The 24,462-nt window shown below is 64.7% G+C and carries 23 protein-coding genes; 11 read left to right on the top strand and 12 right to left on the bottom strand.

Features of this window, described 5'->3' with window-relative positions:
• Nucleotides 1-16: 16 nt before the first annotated feature.
• The 5 genes from glyA to BcanWU425_RS18940 all read right to left on the bottom strand — a co-directional run bounded on the left by glyA (nucleotide 17) and on the right by BcanWU425_RS18940 (nucleotide 3,684).
• The gene (glyA, locus tag BcanWU425_RS18960) at nucleotides 17-1,315 is read right to left on the bottom strand and encodes a serine hydroxymethyltransferase (protein ID WP_018456858.1); all 1,299 of its coding nucleotides are present in this window, start codon (nucleotides 1,313-1,315) and stop codon (nucleotides 17-19) included.
• A 247-nt stretch (nucleotides 1,316-1,562) separates the two neighbouring features.
• Nucleotides 1,563-1,784 carry a hypothetical protein gene (locus tag BcanWU425_RS18955; protein WP_018456859.1) on the bottom strand — a complete coding sequence of 74 codons (222 nt, stop codon included), beginning with the start codon at nucleotides 1,782-1,784 and terminating at the stop codon, nucleotides 1,563-1,565.
• Between the two features lie 37 nt (nucleotides 1,785-1,821).
• A complete protein-coding gene (locus tag BcanWU425_RS18950) occupies nucleotides 1,822-2,058 on the bottom strand; it encodes a hypothetical protein (protein WP_026233256.1) in 237 nt (78 codons plus the stop codon).
• Nucleotides 2,059-2,261: 203 nt separating this feature from the next.
• Entirely contained in the window at nucleotides 2,262-2,780 is a 519-nt protein-coding gene (gene ldtR / locus BcanWU425_RS18945) for a transcriptional regulator LdtR (RefSeq protein WP_018456861.1), read from the bottom strand.
• Nucleotides 2,781-3,186: 406 nt separating this feature from the next.
• Nucleotides 3,187-3,684: a DUF6163 family protein gene (locus tag BcanWU425_RS18940; RefSeq protein ID WP_007611119.1), complete on the bottom strand. Its 498-nt coding sequence runs from the start codon at nucleotides 3,682-3,684 to the stop codon at nucleotides 3,187-3,189.
• Nucleotides 3,685-3,806: 122 nt separating this feature from the next.
• On the opposite strand from BcanWU425_RS18940, the gene hemB reads away from it, so the two are divergent.
• From hemB to BcanWU425_RS18920, 4 genes are all read left to right on the top strand, one after another.
• Nucleotides 3,807-4,868: a porphobilinogen synthase gene (gene hemB, locus BcanWU425_RS18935; RefSeq protein WP_204511377.1), complete on the top strand. Its 1,062-nt coding sequence runs from the start codon at nucleotides 3,807-3,809 to the stop codon at nucleotides 4,866-4,868.
• 212 nt (nucleotides 4,869-5,080) lie between these two features.
• Nucleotides 5,081-6,097: an IS30 family transposase gene (locus tag BcanWU425_RS18930; RefSeq protein WP_204511378.1), complete on the top strand. Its 1,017-nt coding sequence runs from the start codon at nucleotides 5,081-5,083 to the stop codon at nucleotides 6,095-6,097.
• 156 nt (nucleotides 6,098-6,253) lie between these two features.
• Nucleotides 6,254-6,793: an RDD family protein gene (locus BcanWU425_RS18925; protein WP_039800407.1), complete on the top strand. Its 540-nt coding sequence runs from the start codon at nucleotides 6,254-6,256 to the stop codon at nucleotides 6,791-6,793.
• A gap of 163 nt (nucleotides 6,794-6,956) precedes the next feature.
• Entirely contained in the window at nucleotides 6,957-7,733 is a 777-nt protein-coding gene (locus tag BcanWU425_RS18920) for an arginyltransferase (RefSeq protein WP_018458387.1), read from the top strand.
• Nucleotides 7,734-7,854: 121 nt separating this feature from the next.
• On the opposite strand, the gene BcanWU425_RS18915 is transcribed toward BcanWU425_RS18920, so the two are convergent.
• Nucleotides 7,855-9,207: an Nramp family divalent metal transporter gene (locus BcanWU425_RS18915; RefSeq protein ID WP_018458388.1), complete on the bottom strand. Its 1,353-nt coding sequence runs from the start codon at nucleotides 9,205-9,207 to the stop codon at nucleotides 7,855-7,857.
• Between the two features lie 167 nt (nucleotides 9,208-9,374).
• Here BcanWU425_RS18915 and BcanWU425_RS18910 point away from each other — a divergent pair, with 167 nt between their 5' ends.
• Nucleotides 9,375-10,721 (top strand): MFS transporter, encoded by a 1,347-nt coding sequence (locus BcanWU425_RS18910; protein ID WP_231190844.1) that lies wholly within the window; start codon nucleotides 9,375-9,377, stop codon nucleotides 10,719-10,721.
• 10 nt (nucleotides 10,722-10,731) lie between these two features.
• Here the strand turns inward: BcanWU425_RS18910 and BcanWU425_RS18905 are convergent, their stop codons facing one another.
• A complete protein-coding gene (locus tag BcanWU425_RS18905) occupies nucleotides 10,732-11,991 on the bottom strand; it encodes an adenylate/guanylate cyclase domain-containing protein (protein WP_026233569.1) in 1,260 nt (419 codons plus the stop codon).
• 184 nt (nucleotides 11,992-12,175) lie between these two features.
• Between BcanWU425_RS18905 and BcanWU425_RS18900 the strand changes: the two genes are divergently transcribed.
• Both BcanWU425_RS18900 and BcanWU425_RS18895 read left to right on the top strand, forming a co-directional pair.
• Entirely contained in the window at nucleotides 12,176-13,333 is a 1,158-nt protein-coding gene (locus tag BcanWU425_RS18900; RefSeq protein WP_204511379.1) for an MFS transporter, read from the top strand.
• A gap of 31 nt (nucleotides 13,334-13,364) precedes the next feature.
• A complete protein-coding gene (locus BcanWU425_RS18895) occupies nucleotides 13,365-13,556 on the top strand; it encodes a hypothetical protein (RefSeq protein ID WP_085353412.1) in 192 nt (63 codons plus the stop codon).
• Here the strand turns inward: BcanWU425_RS18895 and BcanWU425_RS18890 are convergent.
• From BcanWU425_RS18890 to dmeF, 3 genes are all read right to left on the bottom strand, one after another.
• The gene (locus BcanWU425_RS18890) at nucleotides 13,553-14,431 is read right to left on the bottom strand and encodes a DMT family transporter (RefSeq protein WP_085353414.1); all 879 of its coding nucleotides are present in this window, start codon (nucleotides 14,429-14,431) and stop codon (nucleotides 13,553-13,555) included. The genes BcanWU425_RS18895 and BcanWU425_RS18890 overlap by 4 nt on opposite strands.
• A gap of 83 nt (nucleotides 14,432-14,514) precedes the next feature.
• Nucleotides 14,515-15,354, bottom strand: a complete 840-nt coding sequence (locus BcanWU425_RS18885) for an N-acyl homoserine lactonase family protein (RefSeq protein ID WP_085353415.1) — start codon at nucleotides 15,352-15,354, stop codon at nucleotides 14,515-14,517.
• A gap of 89 nt (nucleotides 15,355-15,443) precedes the next feature.
• Nucleotides 15,444-16,388 carry a CDF family Co(II)/Ni(II) efflux transporter DmeF gene (dmeF, locus tag BcanWU425_RS18880; RefSeq protein ID WP_085357530.1) on the bottom strand — a complete coding sequence of 315 codons (945 nt, stop codon included), beginning with the start codon at nucleotides 16,386-16,388 and terminating at the stop codon, nucleotides 15,444-15,446.
• A gap of 194 nt (nucleotides 16,389-16,582) precedes the next feature.
• Here dmeF and BcanWU425_RS18875 point away from each other — a divergent pair, with 194 nt between their 5' ends.
• The 3 genes from BcanWU425_RS18875 to BcanWU425_RS18865 all read left to right on the top strand — a co-directional run bounded on the left by BcanWU425_RS18875 (nucleotide 16,583) and on the right by BcanWU425_RS18865 (nucleotide 19,760).
• Nucleotides 16,583-17,401: a chromate resistance protein ChrB domain-containing protein gene (locus BcanWU425_RS18875; protein ID WP_026233570.1), complete on the top strand. Its 819-nt coding sequence runs from the start codon at nucleotides 16,583-16,585 to the stop codon at nucleotides 17,399-17,401.
• The gene (gene chrA / locus BcanWU425_RS18870) at nucleotides 17,401-18,786 is read left to right on the top strand and encodes a chromate efflux transporter (protein ID WP_204511380.1); all 1,386 of its coding nucleotides are present in this window, start codon (nucleotides 17,401-17,403) and stop codon (nucleotides 18,784-18,786) included. The genes BcanWU425_RS18875 and chrA overlap by 1 nt, the downstream gene beginning before the upstream one ends.
• Nucleotides 18,787-19,064: 278 nt before the next feature.
• On the top strand, nucleotides 19,065-19,760 hold the full coding sequence (locus BcanWU425_RS18865; protein WP_018458398.1) for a DUF899 family protein: 696 nt from the start codon (nucleotides 19,065-19,067) through the stop codon (nucleotides 19,758-19,760).
• Between the two features lie 196 nt (nucleotides 19,761-19,956).
• Here BcanWU425_RS18865 and BcanWU425_RS18860 read toward each other — a convergent pair whose 3' ends face one another.
• Nucleotides 19,957-20,346: a nuclear transport factor 2 family protein gene (locus BcanWU425_RS18860; RefSeq protein WP_039800398.1), complete on the bottom strand. Its 390-nt coding sequence runs from the start codon at nucleotides 20,344-20,346 to the stop codon at nucleotides 19,957-19,959.
• Between the two features lie 1,393 nt (nucleotides 20,347-21,739).
• On the opposite strand from BcanWU425_RS18860, the gene BcanWU425_RS18855 reads away from it, so the two are divergent.
• The gene (locus BcanWU425_RS18855) at nucleotides 21,740-22,810 is read left to right on the top strand and encodes a YeeE/YedE family protein (protein WP_409363670.1); all 1,071 of its coding nucleotides are present in this window, start codon (nucleotides 21,740-21,742) and stop codon (nucleotides 22,808-22,810) included.
• Between the two features lie 53 nt (nucleotides 22,811-22,863).
• On the opposite strand, the gene BcanWU425_RS18850 is transcribed toward BcanWU425_RS18855, so the two are convergent.
• Complete coding sequence (locus tag BcanWU425_RS18850) at nucleotides 22,864-24,408, bottom strand: GMC family oxidoreductase (RefSeq protein ID WP_204511382.1); 1,545 nt, start codon at nucleotides 24,406-24,408, stop codon at nucleotides 22,864-22,866.
• Nucleotides 24,409-24,462: the final 54 nt, after the last annotated feature.

Genomic DNA, 24,462 nt, shown 5'->3' with positions numbered 1-24,462 from the left:
CCGGTTTTCTTGAGCCTTACTGATAGATCGGGAAACGGTCGGTGAGCACCTTGACCCGTTCCTTGATCGCGGCTTCCACCAGCGGCGCCTTGCCGTCGTCGGACTGCGCGATCGCGTTGAGGACTTCGGCGATCATGCCGCCGACCTGCTGGAATTCAGCGACACCAAAGCCGCGGGTGGTCGCAGCCGGCGTGCCCAGACGAATACCGGAGGTGACGAACGGTGACTCGGGATCGAACGGAATGCCGTTCTTGTTGCAAGTGATGGCGGCGCGAACCAGCGCCTTCTCCGAGGCGTTGCCCTTCAGGCCCTTCGGCCGGAGGTCAACCAGCATCAGATGATTATCGGTGCCGCCCGAGACAATGTCGAACCCGTGGCCCTTCATCGCCTCCGCCAGAGCCTTGGCGTTCTCGACGACGTTCTTGGCATAGACCTTGAAGTCCGGCCGCAGCGCCTCGGCGAAGGCGACCGCCTTGGCCGCGATGACATGCATCAGTGGGCCGCCCTGCAGGCCCGGGAAGATCGCCGAGTTGAATTTCTTGGTCAGCGCCTCATCATTCCACAGCATCAGGCCGCCACGCGGACCGCGCAGCGACTTGTGGGTCGTGGTGGTGGTGATGTGCGCGTGAGGCACGGGCGAGGCATGCACGCCGCCGGCGACGAGACCGGCGAAGTGCGCCATGTCGACCAGGAGATACGCGCCGACGCTGTCCGCGATCTCGCGGAAGCGCTTGAAGTCCCAGGCGCGCGAATAAGCCGAGCCGCCGGCCACGATCAGCTTCGGCTTGACCTCCTCGGCCTGCTTGGCGACCGCGTCCATGTCGATGATCTGGTCCTCGCGGCGCACGGTGTAGTGCGCGGCCTTGAACCACTTGCCGCTCATGTTGACCGGGGAGCCGTGGGTGAGATGGCCGCCGGCCGCGAGATCGAGGCCCATGAAGGTGTCGCCGGGCTGAAGCAGCGCCAGAAACACCGCCTGGTTCATCTGGCTGCCGGAGTTCGGCTGCACGTTGGCGAAGTTGGCGCCGAACAGCTTCTTGGCACGATCGATCGCGAGGTTCTCGGCGACGTCGACCCACTCACAACCGCCGTAGTAGCGCGCGCCCGGATAGCCTTCCGCGTATTTGTTGGTCATCACCGAACCCTGCGCTTCCAGCACGGCACGGCTGACGATGTTCTCGGAGGCGATTAGCTCGACCTCGTGGCGCTGGCGGCCGAGCTCGCCCTTGATGGCGGCTGCGATTTCCGGGTCAGCCTGCTCGAGCGAGGCGGTGAAAAACGAATCGGGCGCGGAGGCGGTTTTGGCGAAGGTCATCTTGCGAATATCTCCACCGCCGCAGCCTTTTGGCGGGCTACGGGCGGGTCTGGTGTGGCGATCGGAAGCGGCGAGCGCGATCTACCACATCGCCCGCAACAGGCCAAGGGTTTGCGGGTCGGACCTGTGATTTATGCAAGATATGGTGGGATTGGAGGATTGGGACGACGGGGTGGTATCCGGCGTCCATGTCCAGGAAAGGTCCGCTTTGGACTCGAAAGGCCGCGCGGGTGCGAGCGGCCGGCCTCTACAGCCCGGTATACCCCGCCTTCACGGGATCCACGCTACCGTCGAGCTGCCGCAGATAGGTCAGGCCGCAAACCGTCAACCTGTGGGTGTCCTTCTCGCCGGCTTCCATCAAGGTGGTGATGTAGTTCGTGACCTTTTCCCGCGCCTCCGCGCTCGCCGCGGACGTGCGGTTGGCGAGCAAATCGTAGGTATGCATGATCCGGTCGATGGCAGCTTCCATGGCACCCTCTGGTTCTTGCCGCGTTTGGGAGTTGAGATCAGGCAACCGCTTTGGCCTCGGACTGCGCCTCGAACCTGACAATGGCCTTGTTGGCCAGCCTGATCTTGTTGAATTCGCCGTGCTGGAGCAACTTGATGACGATCTCGAGCAGGCGCTCGTCGGTGACGAGGGTGTCCCGGATCGCGCCGGAGCGGCGAAGATAGTTCGCGGCGATGGCGTAGGCCTCGCTCACGAGTTCCACGTTCATCACCCCCACGCCACGCTCGACCAGCATCGTCAACCTCCGATCCGGAGGAGATAAGCATCGAACCGGGAACTCGTTCCCTGGTGTCGGGGATTTTTTCGCAACCGCGAAATGGAAAAACGCACCGGTCCGGACACACAGCCGGGCCGGCGCGCTCGGGGAAGCTCAGGCACGTTCGGGAGGCTTGCCGGTCTTGTTGCGGGCCGGCTTGGCCTTGTCCCGTCGAAAAGAACTCAGAGACGATACAGGATTTGGTCGGTCCAGAACCGCTCGAGGCGGTGCAGCGATTTGTTCAGGGTCGAGAACTCCTCGCCCGAGATGCCGCCGACCTGTTCGACCGTCTTGACGTGCTTCTGGTAGAGCGAGTCGACGATGCGGCGGATTTCCTGGCCCTGCGGCGTCAGGCGGATGCGCACCGAGCGGCGATCGACGCGCGAGCGCTGATGGTCGAGGAAGCCGAGCTCGACGAGCTTCTTCAGATTGTAGGAAACGTTGGAGCCGAGGTAATAACCGCGCGTGCGCAGTTCGCCCGCGGTCAGCTCCTTGTCGCCGATGTTGTAGAGCAGCAGCGCCTGCACCGAGTTGATGTCCGCACGGCCGCGGCGATCGAACTCGTCCTTGATGACGTCGAGCAGCCGGCGATGCAGCCGCTCCACCAGAGTCAAAGCTTCCAGATAGAGCGTCTGCACCGAACCCTGCTGGCCGGAGACGCGCTCTGCGGTATCTGCCGCAGTTGCGACGGCTTTCATCATGACACTTCCCCTGTTGTCGTTTTTATCGACACTCATTCGACGAAACTTGTGTCCCGTCTGATAGGTGCAACTTAAGGGGCTCGTTTGAAGATCGGCTTAAATAAGAGAATAAAGAGATCATGAATTTAAGACAGTGAATTGCGGATTAAGCCTGTCCCACAAGCACTTTTCGCAACAGTCTGTTGACTCTCGCAAGGTCCTGTTCACCCTCCGTCCGCCCCGATTGTCGCATTCCAGAACAGCCCCGCCCCGTTTCGAAACGGCCGCGTAAGAGCTGTGGCGGAACACGCTGGTTAGCGAAAACTTACGTCGAATTTTACGCAACCAACCTTCAACCAAGCGCGACAATCTCGTGTCCCGGACCAGCACAGCGAAGCCGAGCGCAGAGTCGGGGCAAGAGAGTTTGCTATGGCGGTCGTTCGCGTGCGGCCATCCAGGCGAGCGCGAGATAGGCCGCCAGCATGAAGGCTTCGACGCCGACCACGACCAGGCTGCCGCCGTAGATGCCCGGGAACATCAGCTCGATCACCGCCATCGACACCACGGTCGTCAGCCACACCACGGCGCCCCAAGGCGTCGCCAGCCACAGCCCGACCGCGGCAACGAGTTCGATCACGGCGAAGTAAATGGTCGAGGCCTGCCAGGCCATCGACTGGTTCTCGAAGGCCTCGTCCTCGCCGCCCACGAAGCCCGTCACCTGCGCCCAATGATAGAGGCCCTTGAGGATCGAGAGCAGCGCCATCACCCGCAGGAACAGCACGAGCCGGCGCGTCCAGACATTGTCGTCGGATTCAGCCCGCTCCGACGAGATCGCCGCCACCGACATGGCGCTGTCTCTGGCATTGTCTCGGACGGCATCCCTGGTGCTGTCGCGGGCCGCATCGCGGGTGGAGATCTCGGACATGCCCCCTTCTGGCTGCTTTGCCCCGCAAAATCAATCGGCTGCCATCTTTTGCGACAGGTCAACCCGCGGTGACGGGAACCATGCGAGCTGGTATAAGAATAATTCCAGCCGGAGGAAAAGTAATGGCGATCAAATACGGACGTCCGATCGAGTTGCGCGAGGTCTCGCGCCGGGATGGCACTGGGGCCTTCCCTGCCCTCGATCTGACCGTCCGCCCGCGCCGCAACCGCAAGGCCGAATGGGCCCGGCGCATGGTGCGCGAGAACGTGCTCACGACGGACGATCTGATCTGGCCGCTGTTTCTGATCGACGGCAACAACAAGCGCGAGCAGATCGCCTCGATGCCGGGTGTCGAGCGTCTCAGTGTCGACCAGGCCGTGCGCGACGCCGAGCGGGCGATGAAGCTCACCATCCCGTGCCTCGCGTTGTTTCCCTACACCGATCCGTCCCTGCGCGACGAGGAGGGCTCGGAAGCCACCAACCCGAACAATCTGGTCTGCCAGGCGGTGCGCGCGATCAAGAAGGAATTCCCGGAGATCGGCATTCTCTGCGACGTCGCGCTCGATCCCTTCACCAGCCACGGCCATGACGGCCTGATCTCCGACGGCAAGATCCTGAACGACGAGACGGTCGCTGTGCTCGTGCGTCAGGCCCTGGTGCAGGCCGAAGCCGGCTGCGACATCATCGCGCCCTCCGACATGATGGACGGCCGCGTTGCCGCGATCCGCGAGGGCCTGGATCGCACCGGCCTGCTCGACGTGCAGATCATGGCCTATGCCGCAAAATACGCCTCCGCCTTTTACGGCCCGTTCCGCGACGCCATCGGCTCGGCCAAGACGCTCACCGGTGACAAGCGCACTTACCAGATGGACAGCGCCAACACCGACGAGGCGCTCCGCGAGGTCGAGCTCGACATCGCCGAGGGCGCCGACATGGTGATGGTCAAGCCCGGCATGCCCTATCTCGACGTCGTCCGTCGCGTGAAGGACACGTTCGCGATGCCGACCTTCGCCTATCAGGTGTCCGGCGAATACGCGATGATCGCGGCCGCCGCCAACAACGGCTGGCTCGACGGCGACCGCGCCATGATGGAGAGCCTGCTCGCCTTCAAGCGCGCCGGCGCCGACGGTGTGCTGAGTTATTTCGCACCGAAGGCGGCGGAGAAGCTGCGGACGCAGGGGTAGGCCCCAAGGTCGTCCCGGCGAAGGCCGAGCGCCCCTGTCTCTAATCGTCGTCCTGGCGAAAGCCAGGACCCATACCGGGTGATCTAGCGAGAGCACGCGGTATCGATACCGGCGAACGTACTAACTTCCAGTTTTCGCCAAGCTTGTCCCTGGGGTAATGGGTCCCCTGAGTTCACAAACGAAGTGCAACACTTCCATCTGGAGGTGTTGCCATGGGGCGGACTTACAAACAGCTCTCCCTTGACGATCGATGCGAGATTGCCCGCCTTTCGGCCAATGGCGGCTCGGTCGGGCAAATCGCGGCAGCTTTGGATCGGCCGCCATCAACGATCTCTCGGGAGCTGAGGCGGAACCGTGGCAGGCAAGTCGGCTACAAGCCAAGCTATGCTCAGCAGCAGACCCGGGCGCGGCGCTGGAAGGGCTCTCGCCTCGAGCGGGACGCCAGCTTGCGCCGCGAGGTCTTGGCAGGCTTGAGCCGCGGTTGGTCACCCGAACAGGTCGCAGGCAGGCTGGCCCGGGAACGTGGCCGTAGGGTGATCTCCTACGAGAGCATCTACCGCTTCATCTACGCCCAGATCACACGCACGACGGACTTCACCTGGCGGCGCTATCTGCCTCGGGGCAAGAGCAAGCGAGGCCACCGCGGCAAACGAGGCGGGAGCCCCGCAAGCTTCATCGAAGGCCGTGTTTCGCTGGCAGAACGGCCTGCCGAGGTCGCCGATCGCAAAGTCCCGGGCCACTGGGAAGCCGATCTGATGATGTTCTCCAAATACCGGCAGGCCATCCTGGCCGTCCACCAGCGAACCTCGCGCCTGCTGCTCGCCGTTCCCATCGAACGCAAGTTCGCCGCCGGTATCGCTAGCCATCTCGTACGCCTGTTCAAAGCCGTACCGGAGGCACTGCGCCGTACCGTCACCTTCGACAACGGCACCGAGTTCGCCGCCCACCTTTCCTTGCAGAGCCTCTTGATGAAGACCTTCTTCTGCGACCCGCACGCGCCGTGGCAAAAGGGCGGCATCGAGAACGCCATCGGCCGCTTGCGCCGCTTCATCCCCCGAAAGACCGACCTCGAAAAGCTCCCAACCAAGCGCTTCCGTCAGTCCATTGCCGCCTACAACAACACCCCGCGCAAATGCCTTGACTTCAGAACCCCGGCCGAGGCCTTCTCCTCTCAACTGTTGTACTTCGAGTGTGAATCCACCTCCTGGCTTTCGCCAGGACGACACTGAGGGTGTGGCGCCGCGTCCTTTCCTCCCGCCTCCGCCGCCCCCGAATCGCCGGAATATTTCGGCTTGTTAATCTCGGCGCCCTTGGCACGCGGACGGCCTGTTCCCATGTCCTTCCACGGGAGTCCTGCCACGGGAGTTTCCCTCGGGAGAATGGTCATGTCGTATTCGGACTCGGGCAATGCCTGGCGCAATGACGGTGGGGCGCAGCCACATGCCTACGATCCCTATCTGCACCCGGAACTGTTCCGCGGCGTTGCGACGCGGCGGGTCTTCGCCTTCCTGATCGACATGGTTGTGATCTCGGTGCCGGTGATCCTCGGCTACCTCTTCATCGCGGTGTTCGGCGTGGTCACGCTCGGCATCGGCTGGGCGCTGTTCTGGCTGGCCTGGCCGGCCTCCGTGATCTGGGCCATCGTCTATTACGGCGCCTGCATCGGCGGTCCGTCGTCCGCGACCATCGGCATGCGCGTGATGGATCTTGAGTTGCGCACCTGGTACGGCGCGCCCGGCTATTTCGTGCTCGGGGCCACTCACGCCGTGCTGTTCTGGGTGACCGTCTCGTTCCTGTCGCCTTTCGTCGTCCTGGTCGGCCTCTTCAACGGCCGCAGGCGCTTGCTGCAGGATTTCTTGTTGGGAACGGTCGTGATCAACAATTCCGTTCGTGCGCCGGTGCCCCAGGGCGCCAGGACCTACTGATCAGCGACCTTTCGATCAAGGACCTACTGATCAACCAACCTGGATCAAGAACCTATCAACCTGGACCCGCTATGCTGTCCGATCTGACCTGCCGAGTAGACCGATTGACCGGGGGCTTTCGTAGCGCGATGCTGATGCACATTTTGGAGGCCCACGACGTCCCTTGACCCAGCACTCGCGCGACACCCCACAATTTTACCTCACGGCGCCCTCCCCCTGCCCCTATCTGCCGGGCCGGCACGAGCGCAAGGTGTTTACGCACCTCGTAGGTGAGCGCGCCGGTGACCTCAACGACCTCCTGACCCATGGCGGCTTTCGTCGCAGCCAGTCGATCGCCTACCGTCCCGCCTGCGACCAGTGTCGCGCCTGCGTCTCGGTCCGGGTGATCGCCAACGAGTTCCGCCCCTCCCGCAACTTCCGCAAAGTCATCGCGCGCAACGCCGACATCATCGGCGAGCAGCGCAGCGCGGTGCCGACCTCCGAGCAATATTCGGTGTTCCGCGCCTATCTCGATTCCCGTCACCGCCATGGCGGCATGGCCGACATGACCGTGCTCGACTACGCCATGATGGTCGAGGACAGCCACGTCGAGACCCGTATCATCGAGTACCGCAAGCGCGGTCCCGACAGCGGCATCACCGGCCGCGGCGAGGAGTTGATCGCGGTGGCGCTGACCGACGTGCTCAGCGACGGCCTGTCGATGGTCTATTCGTTCTTCGAGCCGGGCGAAGTCAGCCGCTCGATGGGCACCTTCATGATCCTCGACCACATTGCCCGCGCCCGGCGGCAGGGATTGCCTTACGTCTATCTCGGCTACTGGATCGAGGGCTCCAAGAAGATGGACTACAAGGCCCGCTTCCTGCCGCAGCAGCGCCTCGCGCCGTCAGGTTGGCTGCGCATCGACGCGCAAGGCGATGCGACGTCCGAGCCGCAGGATTAGCTCTCCGTCATGCCCCGCGAAAGCGGGGCATCCAGTACGCCGCGGCGCCTCGGCTCAGTCACTACTGTCTCTGGAATACTGGGTCGTCCGGTCAAGCCGGACGACGACAGCCGTGGTGTGGTCACCCGAACAGCGTGTCCGCGAGCAGCTTCAAGTTCAAAACCACGATGATGCCGGCGACGATCCACGCGATCGCCGCGACCCATACCGGTATGACGAACTTGCCCATCTTGCGGCGGTCGGAGACGAAGCGGACCAGCGGGATGACGGCGAAGGGCAATTGCATCGACAACACGACCTGGCTGAATACCAGCAGATCAGCCGTGCCGCGCTCGCCATAGATCGCGGTGACGACGATCACGGGAATGATCGCGATGCCGCGGGTCAGCAACCGCCGCGCCCAGCTCGGCAGGCGCAGGTCGAGAAAGCCCTCCATCACGATCTGGCCGGCGAGCGTCGCCGTCACCGTTGAATTCAGGCCCGAGGCGAGCAGCGCCACTGCGAACAGCGTCGAGGCGATGCCGAGGCCGAGCAACGGAGACAGCAGCTCGAAGGCCTGGCCGATCTCGGCGACGTCGGAATGGCCGCTCTTGTGGAAGGTTGCAGCAGCCACCACGAGGATCGCGGCATTGATGAACAGCGCCAGCATCAGGGCGATGGTCGAATCCGTCGTCGCCCATTTGATCGCCTCGCGCCGGCCTTCGTCGTTGCGCTCATAGGCGCGCGTCTGCACGATCGAGGAGTGCAGATAGAGATTATGCGGCATCACGGTGGCGCCGATGATGCCGATCGCGATGTAGAGCATTTCGGGGTTGGTGAAGATCTCGGTCTTCGGCACAAATCCCCTCAGCATCTCGGCGACCGGCGGGGCTGCCGCGGCAAGCTGGACGGTGAAGCAGACTGCGATCACGACGAGCAGCGCGATGACGAAGGCTTCGAGGAAACGGAAGCCCCGATTCATCAGGATGAGCAGCAAAAAGGCATCCAGCGCGGCGATCAGCGCGCCGCCAATCAGGGGAATGCCGAACAGCAGCTTGAGCGCGATCGCGGTGCCGATGACCTCGGCGAGATCGCAGGCGATGATCGCCGCCTCGCAGGCAAGCCAGAGTAGAAAGTTCACGGCCGGCGAATAGGTCCCGCGGCAGGCCTGCGCGAGGTCGCGGTCGGTGACGATGCCGAGCCGTGCCGCCAGCGATTGCAGCAGGATCGCCATCAAATTCGAGAGCAGGATGACGGAGAGCAGCGTGTAGCCGAACTTGGACCCGCCGGCGAGATCCGTCGCCCAATTGCCGGGGTCCATGTAGCCGACCGAGACCAGATAGCCCGGGCCGACGAAGGCGAGCAGGCGCCGCCACCACACCCCCGCGATGGGGAGGGCGACCGAGGCATTCACCTCGGCCAGGCTCTTTGTCATCGGCGCGTCATTGCGCCAGCCGGCAGCATCTCGGGTCAGATCGGGAGAGCGAGCATCCATGCGGCGAGAATACCGAAGTCGAGCCTTATTGCAACTCATTTGCAACTGCATCTAGCCGCGTCGGTCCCTCGGCGGTCGCTATGTGTCGCCCCTGTCGGGAAGCGGGTGGGTTTGGGAGCCTCCCGAGGCGGATACTGGCGCCAACCCGACTTTGCAGGAAACGAGCCATGTCAATTCCCCCGCGCCTCCCCGAGACATTCAACCGCCTCGCCTGGTCCAATTTGGCGGCGCAGTCGGCCGAACAGATCGCGCTGGCCGCGGCCCCCATCGTCGCGGTGCTGACGCTCGGCGTGGCAGAAGGCCAGACCGGCCTGCTCCAGACCGCGCTGACCCTGCCCTTCGTCCTCTTCGCCATCCCCGCCGGCCTGCTGGCCGACCGCATCTCCCGCCGTTCGCTGATGGCGGGCGCCGAGGCGCTGCGGGCCGCGGCCCTTGCAGCGATCGTGCTGCTGCTCGCGCTCGGCGCGCTCAATCTGCCGCTGCTGGCGCTGCTCGGCTTTGCCGCCGTGTGCGGCACCGTCGTCTACAGCGTGGCCGCGCCGGCGCTGGTGCCCTCGCTGGTGAGTTCGGACCTGCTACCGGCGGCCAATGCGCGGATCGAGCTCGCACGCACCATCGCCTTCGCCAGCGGCCCTGCGCTCGGCGGCGCGCTGGTCGGGTGGTGGGGCGCGAGCCCGGCCTTCGGCTTTGCGGCCGCGCTGTCCGCGATCGCCGTCGTGCTGCTCTCCGGCATCTACGAGCCCGCCCGCACGCCGGCGCCACGGCGGCATCCGTTTCAGGACATCCGCGAAGGCGCGGCCTTCGTGTTTCATCATCCGCTGCTGCGGTCGGTGTTCATCACCCAGTTCATCTTCAACACCGGATGGTTCCTGCAGATCGCGGTGTTCGTGCCCTATGCCGTACGTCACCTCGGCCTAAACGCGGTCGGCGTCGGCACCGTGCTGACGATGTACGGTGTCGGCATGGTGATCGGCGCGCTGTTCGCGACGCGGGTGATGAAGCGCATCGCGTTCGGCACGGTCGTCGGCCTCGGCCCCGTTACCGGCTTCGTCGCGGCGGTGGTGATGGCGCTGACGGTGCTGGTCCCCTCGCCCTGGCTTGCGGCCTTGAGCTTCTTTCTGCTCGGCGTCGGGCCGATCCTGTGGGTGATCTCGACCACGACGCTGCGCCAGTCGGTGACGCCGCCTCGCCTGCTCGGCCGCGTCTCCGCCATCAACATCATGAGCTATGGCGCCCGTCCGGTCGGCTCGGCGCTGGGTGCGATCGTCGGCGGCCTGTGGAGCGCCGAAGCGTGCCTCTATCTCGCCGCCGCCGTGTTCGGCGTGCAGGCGCTGGTCATTTGGCTCTCGCCCGCGGTGGCGCTGGACCGGCAGCCGGACATGGTGGGCGATGAGGCTGGCGCGGTGTTAGCTGCACCGTCATTGCGAGCGAAGCGAAGCAATCCAGAATCCGTCCGCGGAGACAGTCTGGATTGCTTGGTCGCAAGAGCTCCTCGCAATGACGGAGTATGTTGAAGCAGCCAGCCTAATTCGCCAGATACCGCTCGTAGCTGCCTGTCACCGGCTCGCTCGCGTCCACCTCCGGATCAAGCGTGTAGAGATCCTGCGCACGGCCGATGCCACGCAGCGCGTAGCGGCCTGTGGAGACGAGATAGCGGCGGCCGGCGGCGTCGAGGCCCTTGTAGAATTCTGCCGACGCCAGCAGCTCGCGATCGACCGAACGGCTCATCGAGGCGATGCGGCTGACCTCGTTCACGGTCGGACCGACCACGGTGAAGTCGAGCCGGTCCTCGCTGCCGATATTGCCGTAGAAGACCTCGCCGACATGCAGGCCGATATAGGCGGACGTGGTGGGACGGCCCTCCGCGCCCCGCCTCAGGTTCAGCGCAGCGACGTTCTTGCGGAACAGATGCTCGGCGCGCAGCGCCGCGCGCCGGGCATGCGCCATGTCTTCACCGGTGAACATCGCAAGCACGCCGTCGCCGATCAGCTTCAGCACGTCGCCGCCGGCGTCGTGGATCGCGTCGATCACGGCCTGCGCATAGTCGTTGAGGAACGGGATGATCTCGTCGGGGCCGATGCTCTCGCTGATTCCGGTCGAGCCGCGCAGATCCGAATACCACAGCACGGCGTTGATGCGCTCGGTGACGCCGCGCGAGATACGTCCGCTCAAGACCTGCTCTGACGCATCGCGGCCGAGATAGACGCGGCCGAGCGTGCGCGCGATGTCGACCTGCTGCGCCGACTTGATCGCGAGCCCCAGCACCGGCACGAGATCGCGCAGCGCGGCGAGTTCGGCGTCGGCGAAGCCGCTGTCGCGTCGCGTTGTCCAGGAGGAGTAGAGGCAGTCCATCTGCCCCAGCGCTCCGGTCTCCCCGAAGCGGTGCACAAAGGCCAGGAAATGGCGATGACCGGTTTCGGCGAGCTCGCCGATTTGCGAAAAATCGAGCGAGGGCGCGTCGGCGAGGTCGATCACCATCTCGTCGTGACCGTGCTCGAGCAAATGATAGAAAACCGACCGGCGCCAATTGTTGGCCGCGTCGCCCTCGGCCGTCGAGCCGTATTCGACGACGTCGCTCTCGTTGGTCGGTGTATCGCTCCAGCGGAAGGCGCGACCCTCGTAGATCGGGTGCAGCGTATCGATGACGACAAGGCCACGCGAGAGTTCCAGCCCCTCGGCGCGGCAGCGCTCGCAGAAGCCGCGCAGCAGTTCGGGTTCGGGCAGGCCGGTGAGCCCCTGGCCGGCCAACCAGTTCATCAGCGCAAGGCGAGAGGTCAATTGCATGCGCCATTATGGCGTGCATTCGTGACGAGCGAAAGGCGGCGCGCGGAGCTTGCGTCGCCAAAGCTCCGCTCACGGCCAAGGCTCCCGCCCGCGGCAGGTCGCATATGTCGCGGACGCTGTTGACGCGCTCCCGCCTCGGGCGGCAAATGCGAATGATGACACCGCCGATCAGAAATACGGGGATATGAGCCAGCGCCAGCTTCCGATCATCCTGGCGCTCGGTACCACGCAGACCCTGGCCTGGGCCTCGAGCTACTATCTGCCGGCGCTGCTCGCCGATCCCATGGCGCGCGATCTCGGTATCTCCTCCAACTGGGTGTTTGGCGCGTTCTCGGCCTCGCTGGTGATTTCGGCGCTGCTCGGGCCGCGCATCGGGCGACAGATCGATCTGGTCGGCGGCCGGCAGGTCCTCTCGGTGTCGAACCTGACGATCGCCGCCGGCCTCGTTCTGCTCGGCCTCTCGCAATCGGTGGCGGTGATGGCAATGGCCTGGCTCGTGCTCGGCATCGGCATGGCGATGGGTCTCTACGACGCCGCCTTCGCCGCGCTCGGGCGCATCTACGGCACCGAGGCGCGCAGGCCGATCACCGGCATCACGCTGATGGCGGGCTTTGCATCGACCGTCGGCTGGCCGCTCACCGCCTGGGGCCTGTCGCATTTTGGCTGGCGCGACACCTGCTTCGCCTGGGCCGCTGCCAATATCCTGATCGGCCTGCCGCTCAATTTCTTCCTGCTGCCGACGATCAAGGGCGCCAAGCAAGCAGCGGCGACAGCGGCGAAGCCGCATCTGCCGCTCGACCGCACCATGGTGCTGCTCGCCTTCATCTTTGCCGCGGTCTGGACCGTCACCGGCGCGATGGCCGCGCATTTCCCGCGCATCCTGGAGGCAACCGGCGCGACGCCGGTCGAGGCGATCGCGGCCGGTGCGCTGATCGGCCCCGCGCAAGTGGCCGCACGGGTTCTGGAGGCAGGCTTCCTCAGCCGCTTTCATCCGCTGTGGTCGACGCGGCTCGCCTGCCTCACTCACCCGATCGGCGCGGTGGTCGTGGCGATCTTCGGCGGCGCCGCGGCCAGTGCGTTTGCGCTATTCCACGGCTCCGGCAACGGCATCCTGACCATCGCGCGCGGCACGCTGCCGCTGTCGATCTTCGGCCCCAAGGATTTCGGCTATCGCCTCGGCATCATCGGCGCGCCGGCACGGATGGCGCAGGCCGTGGCGCCGCTGGCCTTTGGCCTGCTCATCGACGTCATGGGCGCCAAGGCGCTGATCGTCTCCTCCGCGCTCAGCCTCTCGGCGCTGGCCGCGCTGTTCATGATCCGCGCGCAACCGCGGCCGGATTGACCGGGCCGGAGCTTTCGCGCACAAGCGCAGCATGACCGAAGACACGCGCCCACCCCGCACATTCAAAGGCCTCCTGCGCTGGGCGACTACGCCGCCGCAGGCCTGGGGTGTCTATCTCCTCGCCGTCATCCTGGTCTGGCTGATCTCCTTCTACGCCGGCTCGCTGAAACCGAAGAAGGCGCCGGAAGCGAGCCCGCCGCCGGTCACGGCACCGCGCACCTAGGCCGGCTTCGTTTCGCCGGTCGCGATCCAGATGCCGGCGAACACGGCGACCAGCCCGATCAGTAGATTTGGCGTGATCGGCTCGCCGATCAGCAGCGCGGCGAGCAAGGTGGCGGCGATCGGATTGACCGTCATCGTATTGGCGACCCGGGTCGGCGTCGCGCGCGCCAGCGCCATGACCCAGAGGATGAAGGCGAGCGCACCGCCGCCGATGCCGAGATAGATGCCGGCAATCCACTGCGCCGTCGTGAACTGCCCCAGCGCTGCAAAGCTGCCCTTCACGATACCCGCAAGCACCAGCACGGCGGCGCCTGCTCCCATGCCGACCGTGAGAAAGCCGAGCGGGCTGGAGCGCTGCATCAGCGGGCGCGACAGCACGTTGTAGAACGCCATGCAGAACACGGCACCGGTCATGATCAGCTCGCCGCGCCAGGCCTCGGGCGGGCTTTGCGCCAGGCCCGCGGCCAGTGCCGCCGCCACGCCGAGCACCGCGATGCCGACGCCGGTGATCTTGCGCGCCGTCAGCCGCTCGACGCCGAGGATGGCGCCGACCACCATGGTGTGGAGCGGCAGCGTGGCCAGCGCGAGACTGGCGCGCGCGGCGGTCGTGTAGGACACCGCGATGTTGTAGAGGATGAAGAACACGCCGAAAAAGCAGATGCCGAGCAGCGCCACGGCCGGCCAGTCGGACCGCTGCGGCCAGCGCACGCCGAGCAGAAGCGCGCACGGCAGCAGGCAGAGAAAGCCGATCCCCCAGCGCAGGATCGCGAGCAGGATCGGATCGGCGCCGCCGACCAGATAGCGGGTGATCGCCGCGGCAGTGCCGCCAAGGCTGCTCGACGCCAGCGCGATCGCAACCCCGGCCCACTCACCCACAATCGTCTCCCGTTGCGGAGCTTGCTGAGGGCGCTAGCACGCCCCTGCTGCCACCGTAGTGGCAACAGGGGCGTCGCGGGAAGCTAGTCGTAAAACTCGGGCGACATCTTCTGGCTGTCGCGCTGGATCTTGTCGTGGTTGATCCAGAGTTGCGCCTTCTCCTTGCCGAGCGTGTCGGCGATCTTCTGCATCGAGGCCGCGCTCTGGTCCTTGTTGGCGTTCATGCTCGGCACACGGCGGTTGTCCCAGTTGTCTTTGAAGTGCACCGCATCGCCCGACAGCACGACGGCGCCGGTCTTCGGCAGCTTCACCAGCAGCGATTGGTGTCCCGGCGTATGGCCGGGCGTCGACAGGATGGTCACGCTGCCGTCGCCGAACACGTCCTTGTCGCCCGCAAGCAGCTCGACCGGATGCGACGGCTTGAAGCGCGGCTCGTTGTTGGCGCCGGGCCAGTCATACTCGGCCTTCTGCACATAGAGCATGGCCTGCGGGAACAGCTCGACATTGCCGGTATGGTCGGGATGGGTGTGCGAGACGGCCATCATCTTGACGTCACCGGGCTTGAGGCCGAGCTGTTCGAGCTGCGCGGCAAGCGTCTTCGGCCGGCGCCAGGTCACGGCTTTGGGATCGGCGGGCGCAAGGCCATTCGGCATCGCGGCGACTGCGTCGGCGATGCCGGTATCCCACAGGAACCAGCCCTTGGCGTGCTTCACGAGATAGCAGCTGTCGACGAAGTCCATCGTCTTGCCCTCATTGAGACCGGGCGTCCAGCGCGAGATGTCGCCGGCGGTGCCCTCGCCGCAATTGAGCACGTAGAGTTTTTCGACACCGGTCTTTTCGGACTGCGCGAGCACCGCATGACCGGACAGAACGAGTGCAGCGACAACGACGGCGAGCTTGATCTTTTTGATCTTTGGCATCATTCGTTCCTCCCTTGCAGCCAGGTCGGCTGTCTTGTCGGCTGTGACCGAGGATCAACCCTGGTCCGTTCGCAGAATTCCCGCAGACCGCTTCAGTGCGGGCAGGTCTCGACCTCGACGGTGACGTGGCTGAGCCCCTTCAGTCCGGCGAGCCGCTTCTTGTAGACCGCCGGCTGCTTCGGCTGGTCCGACACCACCGACACCAGCACGGCGCAATGGCCGGGGCCGACCTGCCAGAGATGCAAATCCGTGACGCGGTCGTCGCCGATCTCCATGCGCGCCCGGATCACACGCTCGAGCTTCTCGTCGGCGCGCACGTCAAGCAGCACCGCGCCTGATGTCTTGATCAGGCCGAACGCCCAGCTCGCGATCACGGCGCTGCCGATCAGGCCGACCGCCGGATCGGCCCAGGCCCATCCCGAATACATGGCGACGACGAGCGCGGCGATCGCCAGCACCGAGGTCGCTGCGTCCGCCATGACGTGGACATAGGCAGCACGGAGATTGTTGTCGTGGTGGTGGTGATCATGGTCATGATCATCGTGATCATCATGCGCATGGCCATGATGGTGATGACCATGGTTGTCGCGGAGCAGCCAGGCACTGGCGAGGTTGACGCACAGGCCGAGGGCAGCGACCACGATCGCCTCGCCATAGACGATCGGCACCGGATTGATCAGCCGCAGCACGCTCTCATAGGCGATCTCGACCGCGATCAGGCCGAGGATGATCGCGCTGGCGAAGGCGGCAAGATCGCCGAATTTGCCGGTGCCGAAGCTGAAATGCGAGCTCCCCAGGTGCCGCCGTGCAAAGCGATACGCGAACGCGGCAATCCCTAGCGCTGCCGCATGCGTGCCCATGTGCCAGCCGTCGGCGAGCAGTGCCATCGAGCCGAACAGCGAGCCGGCGACGATCTCGCCGACCATCATGACCAGCGTCAGGATGACGACGAGCCAGGTGCGCCGCTCGTTCTCGTCGTGCTTCTCGCCCAGGAAGGCGTGGTCATGGGTCCATTGTTCGACGGAATGGGAATGCATCGCAAAGTCTCCGAAAGGCCCGGGCCGTTAACCCCTATATAGACCTGCGAGTCTTCTGGGCAAAATCGCCGGAATGAGCCGATTGACAGGTAGGTGCCGTTTCGGTGTAATGGACGCCATGGGGATTTGAGCGATCTCCCCACGAGGCGACATGCCCAAGTATCGCGTCCCGTTGTTTTTCACGAGGGCGCATCATGTCTTCCTACACGACGATATCATCTGACAAGCTGGCACGGTTGATCGGCACGGCAAACGCCCCTGCCCTGATCGACGTGCGCACCGACGAGGATTTTGCCGCCGACCGGCGGTTGATCCCAGGTTCGATCAAGCTCAGCCACGACAATGTTCCGGAATGGGGTGCCGAATTCGCCGGCCGCACCGCCATCGTCTCCTGCCTGCGCGGCGCAAAGCTGGCGCAGGGCACGGCGGCCTGGCTTAGGCAGCTTGGGGTCCAGGCCGAGACGCTGGAAGGCGGATTCGAGGGCTGGAAGGACGCAAAGCTGCCGCTGCTCGATACCCGCAAGCTGCCGCCGCGCGACGCCAAGGGACGCACCGTCTGGGTGACGCGGGCGCGGCCCAAGGTCGACCGCATTGCCTGCCCCTGGCTGATCCGACGCTTCGTCGATCCCAATGCGGTGTTCCTGTTCGTGGCACCGTCCGAAGTGGTCGCCGTCGGCGAACGCTTCAAGGCAGCCCCGTTCGACATCGAGAACGTGTTCTGGAGCCACCGTGGCGAGCTCTGCACCTTCGACGTGATGATCGAGGAGTTCGGGATTGCTGCGCCGGCGCTGCTCCGGCTCGCAACGCTGGTGCGCGGCGCCGACACCGGGCGGCCCGACCTTGCGCCGGAGGCTCCCGGTCTGCTCGCGGCTTCGCTCGGGCTGTCGCGGATGTATGATGACGACCTCGAACAGCTCGAGGCCGGTATGCTGCTCTACGACGCGTTCTATCGCTGGTGCCGCGACGCGACGTCTGAGACCCATAACTGGCCGACCAACAAGGCAAAGGCTTGATGGATACGCGTACGATCGAAACCGGAGCTGATGCCGGTCACGGCGTCAGCTTCAGTGAAGCCTTTCGCGTCTGGCTCCGTGTCGCCTGCCTGAGTTTTGGCGGGCCCGCGGGCCAGATCGCGGTGATGCACCGCATCCTGGTCGAGGAAAAGAAGTGGATCTCGGAAGGCCGCTTCCTTCATGCGCTGAACTACTGCATGCTCTTGCCGGGCCCGGAGGCGCAGCAGCTCGCAACCTATATCGGCTGGCTGATGCATCGCACTGCCGGCGGGCTGATGGCGGGCGGACTGTTCATCCTGCCCGGCATCATCGCCATCATGGGCCTCAGCTACGTCTACGCCGCCTACGGCAATGTCAGCTTCGTCGAGGCGCTGTTCTTCGGCTTGAAAGCCGCCGTGCTCGCCATCGTCGTCGAGGCCGTGGTGCGGGTCGGCAAGCGTGCGCTGAAGAACCGCATCATGATCGCGCTCGCCGCGACTGCCTTCGTCGCGATCTTCTTCTTTGCCGTCCCCTTCCCCATCATCATCATCGCCGCAGGCATCATCGGCTATGCCGGCGCGAGAAGCGGCCGTCCGGAGTTCGCGCCGGCCGGTCATGGTCACGGCGGCAGCAGCGCCTTGATCGACAGCATGCTGGGCGACGCCGTGCCCGATCATGTCCGACCCAACACCGCCCGCACCATTCGCGTCGGCGCGCTGTGGCTTGCGCTCTGGGTGGTGCCGGTGATCGCGCTCGTGCTTGTGCTCGGGCAGGCCAATGTCTTCAGTCACATCGCGCTGTTCTTCTCGAAAATGGCGATGGTCACCTTCGGCGGCGCCTACGCAGTGCTGGCCTATGTCGCCCAGCAGGCGGTCGAGCACTATCACTGGCTCAAGCCGCACGAGATGCTCGACGGCCTCGGCATGGCCGAGACCACGCCGGGTCCGCTGATCATGGTGCTCCAGTTCGTGGGCTTCATGGCCGCCTACCGCGACGCCAGCGGCCTGTCGCCGATGCTTGCGGCCACGCTCGGCGGATTGCTCGCGACCTGGGTCACCTTCACGCCCTGCTTCCTCTGGATCTTTGTCGGTGCTCCCTACATCGAACGGCTGCGCGGCAACACCGGGCTTGCGGGCGCGCTGAGCGCTATCACCGCCGCCGTCGTCGGCGTGATCCTCAACCTCTCGATCTGGTTCGCGCTGCACACGCTGTTCCGCGACACCGTGCCGGTGCATGCGTTTCCGCTGGACTTCGACATGCCGGTGCTGACCAGCATCGACATCCCCGCGCTGCTGCTGTCGATCGCGGCGGCAACTGCGATCTTCCGGTTCAAGCTGGGGATGTTGACGGTGCTGGCCGGCAGTTGCGCGGCGGGCGTGGCGTTGCGGCTGGCGGGGGTGATCTAGGACACCGACTGATTGGTTCGTCACGTCCGGTTTGCCAATGGAAGGCATCGCTAAGCGGTCAGGGTTGCATGGCGACTATGCTCAGGGGCAAGGACCCAAGGACCGACCTTGATGAGCAGGCGTTTGGCCTAGAGGCCACGCGCGCTCGAAACACCGCAGCGACCCGCAGCAGGATCTTTTGGACCAACCGAGCGCTTTCCAAATAGTTGAGCGAAGGTGTCGGAACGAGGTGCCGCCGGACGTCTTCCCAGATATCGGCCCCAACCAGAGGTCATGCAATGGATAGTTCCATCCTGAAGCCTGCTTCGGAGCTTGCTGGTACGAACAAGGCTCATTTTCCCAACGAAAGCGTCGATTATCGCCGCGCCCGGCAAGACCTCCTGACGAAGGAGATCGAGCTGCGTCGTCAGATCGAGCGTGTCGCTGAACTGCGCCGGGCGCTTCCGCCCGGCGGCGAGGTGAAGAAAAACTACGTGTTTGAAGGCGAGAATGGCAAAGTGAATTTCGCCGATTTGTTCGACGGCAAGCAGACGCTCGCGGTCTACAGCTACATGTTCGGGCCGCAGCGGCAGACGCCCTGCCCGATGTGCACCTCATTCATGAGCACATGGGAGCACAAATTACCCGACATCGAGCAGCGTATCGGGTTCGTCTTCATCGCGCGGTCACCGATCGCCAGGTTGATCGAGGCAAAGAAGGCGCGCGGCTGGACGCGGCACAAGGTCTTCTCTGACATCTCCGGCGATTACACGCGCGACTATGTCAGCGCCGAGGATGCCGACGTGCCCGGCTACAGCGTGTTCACACAGCGCGACGGCACGATCCGACATTTTTGGTCCGGCGAGATGAGCGGCACGATGGCCGACCCCCAACAGGATCCGCGCGGCGCGCCCGACTTCGATCCGCTCTGGACCATCCTCGATACCACGCCAGAAGGCCGCGGCACCGACTGGTACCCAAAGCTCGCTTACTGAGCCTCCTGCCGTCAGTGATAGTGATAATGCGCGCGCGGCTTCGCTAGCATGTTGCAATGCCATCCGCGCGAAAGCGATGCCTGTGATCCTGACGAACCCGGACGAGGTCGAGACGTGGATGACCGCGCATGGGATGAGACCAAGGGCCTACAAATGCCAAAGCTGCGTTGTTGATCGTAGCTCGACCGGCATCCCGCTAAGCGTGACCCTCGCCGTCATTTTCGACGGAGCCGCCTTTCGGCGCTTTGTGAGGCATATCCCATCCAAAGTAGACTTCCACCCGAACGATCTTGTCTCCGCGAGCAGTGGTTACCTCGCAATTACGAAACCTGTGCCCCCCTGCGGCAGCTGCCTCATAGACGATGACTGCTCGGCTTCCATCCTCGGTCGCGATGACTTCATCGAACGAATTGGTCTTCTCGCTGTTGGGCCAGCAACGGCGCAGATAAGTCGCACGATCCAACTCATTGTCGACTGGACTTGAGAAGTGATAGTCGTCCGCAAGAAGCGCTTCGATCGCTGTCCGATCCTTATCGACGTATGCCTTTAACCTGGCACGTGCCAGATCGAGCGTGCTTTTCGTCATGCCGTTTTTCCTTTTAGAGTTCGACCGAACGTAAGGCCGACCGCGACTCTTCAACAAAGAGCTCGGGGCCTCAAGCTGGGCGAAAGCGCCTTCCCTTGCTGGCGTCATGCCACGATAGAAGCGACATCAGATAATTTGAGCCTTAACAACCTTCGGTAAAAATCGTTCCGGGCTCGCGCTGCACGCGCTTGGCCAGAATTCCATGAGGAATTTCGAGGTTTCCGTTGAATGTCCGTCCAGGGGCACAAGCCGTCGATGATGACCGCGCCGGCGGACTTACTCTCTGTCCTCAAAAGCTGCCGTCTCAACTCTTTGGGCGAAGCCGTCGTCCTCGCCTGCCCGTGCCCGTCGGGCAAAACAGCGACGACCACTTCCGCCACATCGCCCGTCAAGCCCACCTCGTAAAATATTCCACTTTACCGAAATTCGGATTTGACGTACAAGCGACATACCCTGGCCCGAGACAAGGGGCGGATCGCGATCGTCACGAACCGCGGGCTGGGCAGCGATGGACGCGACGGCGTCGGGCATAATAGGCATTGCAGGGCGGCTTCGGCTGTGAGCAATGGCTTTCGTGCCTACGACACGATGCCGAAAGCGTCTTGGCATGGCTTCGGGTGTGAGCACACGCCAGCACCCGAAGTCCCAGCGAGGACGTGCGCGGACGAACAAGTCGTGTGGTCCTGACGCCCGGGGTCTGTGCGTCAAGTCCTGCGGTGATGTGGCGGCCCAACCGGGCCGCGCGCATCAGTCATCTGCATGGCGACGGGGGCAATAGTGCATCGCTCCCCGAGGAGAGCACGAAGGACACGTTAAAACCATCGTGCACGGAAGGCCGGGCGATCCGGCGAACCTGTGGTCCACCCCGTGTGCATTTCTATCGCGCACGGACCTGCGGGTGCCAGCCGGCGCCCGGCCTTCCCTGCGCCCTTGTCTCAATGAGGGCGATGCGACGACGCAAGACTCGGGCGGAACGCGCCGCGAGATCGCGAACTCTCGTCCGCCGTTTGAAACGTGCATCGGCGCGACGACTAATCTTGCCCACTCTCGCTGTCGTCGCCCGGCTTGACCGGGCGACCCGGTAGCCCGAGACAGTCGAGATTTGAGAAGAGAGGCCGCGGCGTACTGAATGCCCCGGTCGAGCCTGGGCATGACAGGCTAGCGCTATCGCATCAGTTCCAAGGTCGAAAGATTGGAACGGGGAGAATTCGCCCCGGTTAGCTCTCACTGCCGAAGAAATCCGCTTTTGGATGAGCCATGACCGATCTATCTATCGATGCGCGGCTGCTTGCCCCTGACAATGACCGGCACGGCGCCAATCTCACGGTCGTCGCTGTCGCGGCGGCTGGCGGGCGCAGCGGCCTTGTCAGGCACGATTTCGTGGCAACAGGGATTGTTGTTTCTTCTCGGAGGCGCACTTGGCCTGACGCTGTACCATGCGCTGTTCGGGTTCACCTCGGCTTGGCGCGTCTTCATTGTCGCACGACGAGGCGCCGGCCTTCGCGCCCAAATGGTCATGCTTGTGCTGGCAACCGCCCTCTTCTTCCCGGCCCTGGCGCAAGGCACTCTGTTCGGCGTCGCCGTGCGTGGCGAGCTCGGCGCGGTGGGCGTGGGCATGCTCACCGGGGCATTCCTGTTCGGCCTTGGAATGCAGCTTGGCGGCGGCTGCGCGTCGGGAACGCTTTATACCGCCGGCGGCGGCAACACCCGCATGCTGGTGACACTGGCGGCCTTCATCGCCGGATCGACGCTCGGTGCATTGCATCTGCCGTGGTGGAGCGCACTGCCGAACATCGGCGCCGTCTCGTTGATCGAACGGCTCGGATGGCTGCCGGCGCTCGTGCTCTGCTGGGCTGTTATGGCTGCAATTTATCTCATCACCCTCAGGGCCGAGATCGGCCGCCACGGCGAACTCGAGCCGGGAGCGCGGACGAAGCTCCGCGGCGCGCGCCGCTTCATGCAGGGGCCATGGCCGCTGCTGTGGGGCGCGATCCTGCTCGCGATCGGAAATTTCGCCACGCTGTATCTTGCGGGACGTCCCTGGGGCATCACCTCCGCTTTCGCGCTCTGGGGATCGAAGATCCTGATGAGCCTCGGCGTCGACGTCGCGTCATGGCCCTATTGGCAGGGCGCTCGCGCGACCTCGCTGCACCAAAGCGTCTTCGCCGACATCACCTCCGTCATGGATTTCGGCATCATCCTGGGAGCGTTGCTGGCCGCAGGCCTCGCCGGCAAATTCCATCCGACATGGCGCATCTCCGCATCCTCGCTCCTCGCCGCCATCATCGGCGGCCTGCTTCTCGGCTATGGCGCCCGGCTCGCCTATGGCTGCAATATCGGCGCTTATTTCAGCGGGATCGCATCGGGCAGCCTGCATGGCTGGTGCTGGCTGGTGGCGGCTTTCGTCGGCAACATTCTGGGGACACATCTCCGACCGCTGTTCGGCTTGGCCGTCGAGCGGTAGGTTTTCGTCTGCGCGCGGTTTCATCAGACCGCCATGGCGGACGACGATTGAACCTAACGCATCATCATCCGCGCGATCGCCTCGCCAATCACCACGGTCGTGAAATGCGTGTTGGCCCGGCAATCCGATGGCATGATCGAGGCGTCGGCGATGCGCAGGCCGGAGATGCCCTTCACGGTGCCGTCAGGGTTGACCACGCCGTCGGCGCTCTCAAAGCCGGTCATACGACAACTGCCGGCGGCGTGCTGGATATCGCCGGTCTCACGGCGCAGCAGCGCATCCAGTTCATGCTCCGGCAAGGCCGCGGCTTGCGGCAGCGTCAGATCGGTGTCCGCGAGCCGGATCCAGTCGACGATGCCTGATAGCGCCGGCTGGGAGGTGATCACGGCGAGCCGCTTCACCGCATCCTTCATGCGCAACATGTCGCGGGGATCGGCCAGCATGTTTTCCTCGACGACAGGATCAATCGCGGGGTCGGTCGAGGCCAGCTTGAGCGAACCACGCGAATACGCGTTGAACAGCCCGGCGCCGATCGCGCCCGGCACGCCGATGCCGCGGTGATTGAAGGCGATCAGGATCATGTCGCGCTTGCCGCCGTCGGCGAGGCCCGACGAATAGGTCACGCAGCAATTGGTATGGCGGGTGTCCGGATCGGTCGGCCGCAGATTTTCGTGGAGCTGGATCGTGGCGCGAAACAGCGGATGGTCAAAGAAGTGCCGGCCGACCGGCAAGTCCCGCTCGACCGCAATCCCCATCGCCTTCAGCTCATCCGCAGGTCCGATGCCCGAGCGCAGCAGGATCGCCGGACTGTGGATGGCGCCGGCGCACAGCACGATCTGGCGCGCGCTGATGTCGCTGGTCCCCTGCCCTTCGATGTGGACGCGGAGGCCGGTTGCCCGGCCGTCGCTGATCAGCACGCGGTCGACCAGCGCATGCCCGCGAATTTCCAGATTGGCGCGGCCCCGCGCGGGCTCCAGATAACCCTCGTTGGTGGTGATGCGGCGGCTGTCGCGGCTGTTGATGGGATAGCAGGCGACGCCCTCGCCGTCAGGCCCGTTGACGTCAGCGCACCAGGGATAGCCGCTGGCCAACGCCGCATCGCGCAAGCCGCGGTCGATCGGCCCCCATTTTTCCGCCGGCGCGCGATACACCGGCAGCGGTCCACCGCGGCCGTGGCCGGCGGCGTCGCCGAAGTCCAGATCATCCTCGATCACCGAGAACAACGGCATCACGTCCGTGGCCGACCAGCCGGTGCAGCCATTGGCGGCCCACTCGTCGAACGCAGCAGCGACGCCGCGGATGGCGATCTGGCCGTTCATCATCGACGAGCCGCCGAGCCCCTTGCCGCGCCAGTAGAAGCGCGGCTCCTGGCCGGCCACACGGCGCGTCAGAAGATCCGGCCATTGCCACTTCTCCTGGTACTCGCGCTTGTGGATGATCGGGATGGGATTTGGCGTCATCACCTCCCAGGGCGCCTCGTCGGCGCGCCAGTCCAGACCCGCCTCCAGCAGCAGGACGCGCCGTGCGGGATCTTCCGAGAGCCGCGCCGCAACAGCAGCGCCGGCCGAGCCGCCGCCGACAACAATGACATCGTACATCGCGCTACTTCTCAACGTTCCAGAACACCGGGATGGCGGACGGTATCAGACCGC

Origin of the sequence: Bradyrhizobium sp. WU425, from assembly GCF_021052305.1 — a bacterium.
GTDB classification, from domain to species: Bacteria; Pseudomonadota; Alphaproteobacteria; order Rhizobiales; family Xanthobacteraceae; genus Bradyrhizobium; species Bradyrhizobium canariense_D.
This window is presented reverse-complemented; position numbering and strand designations above follow the sequence as displayed.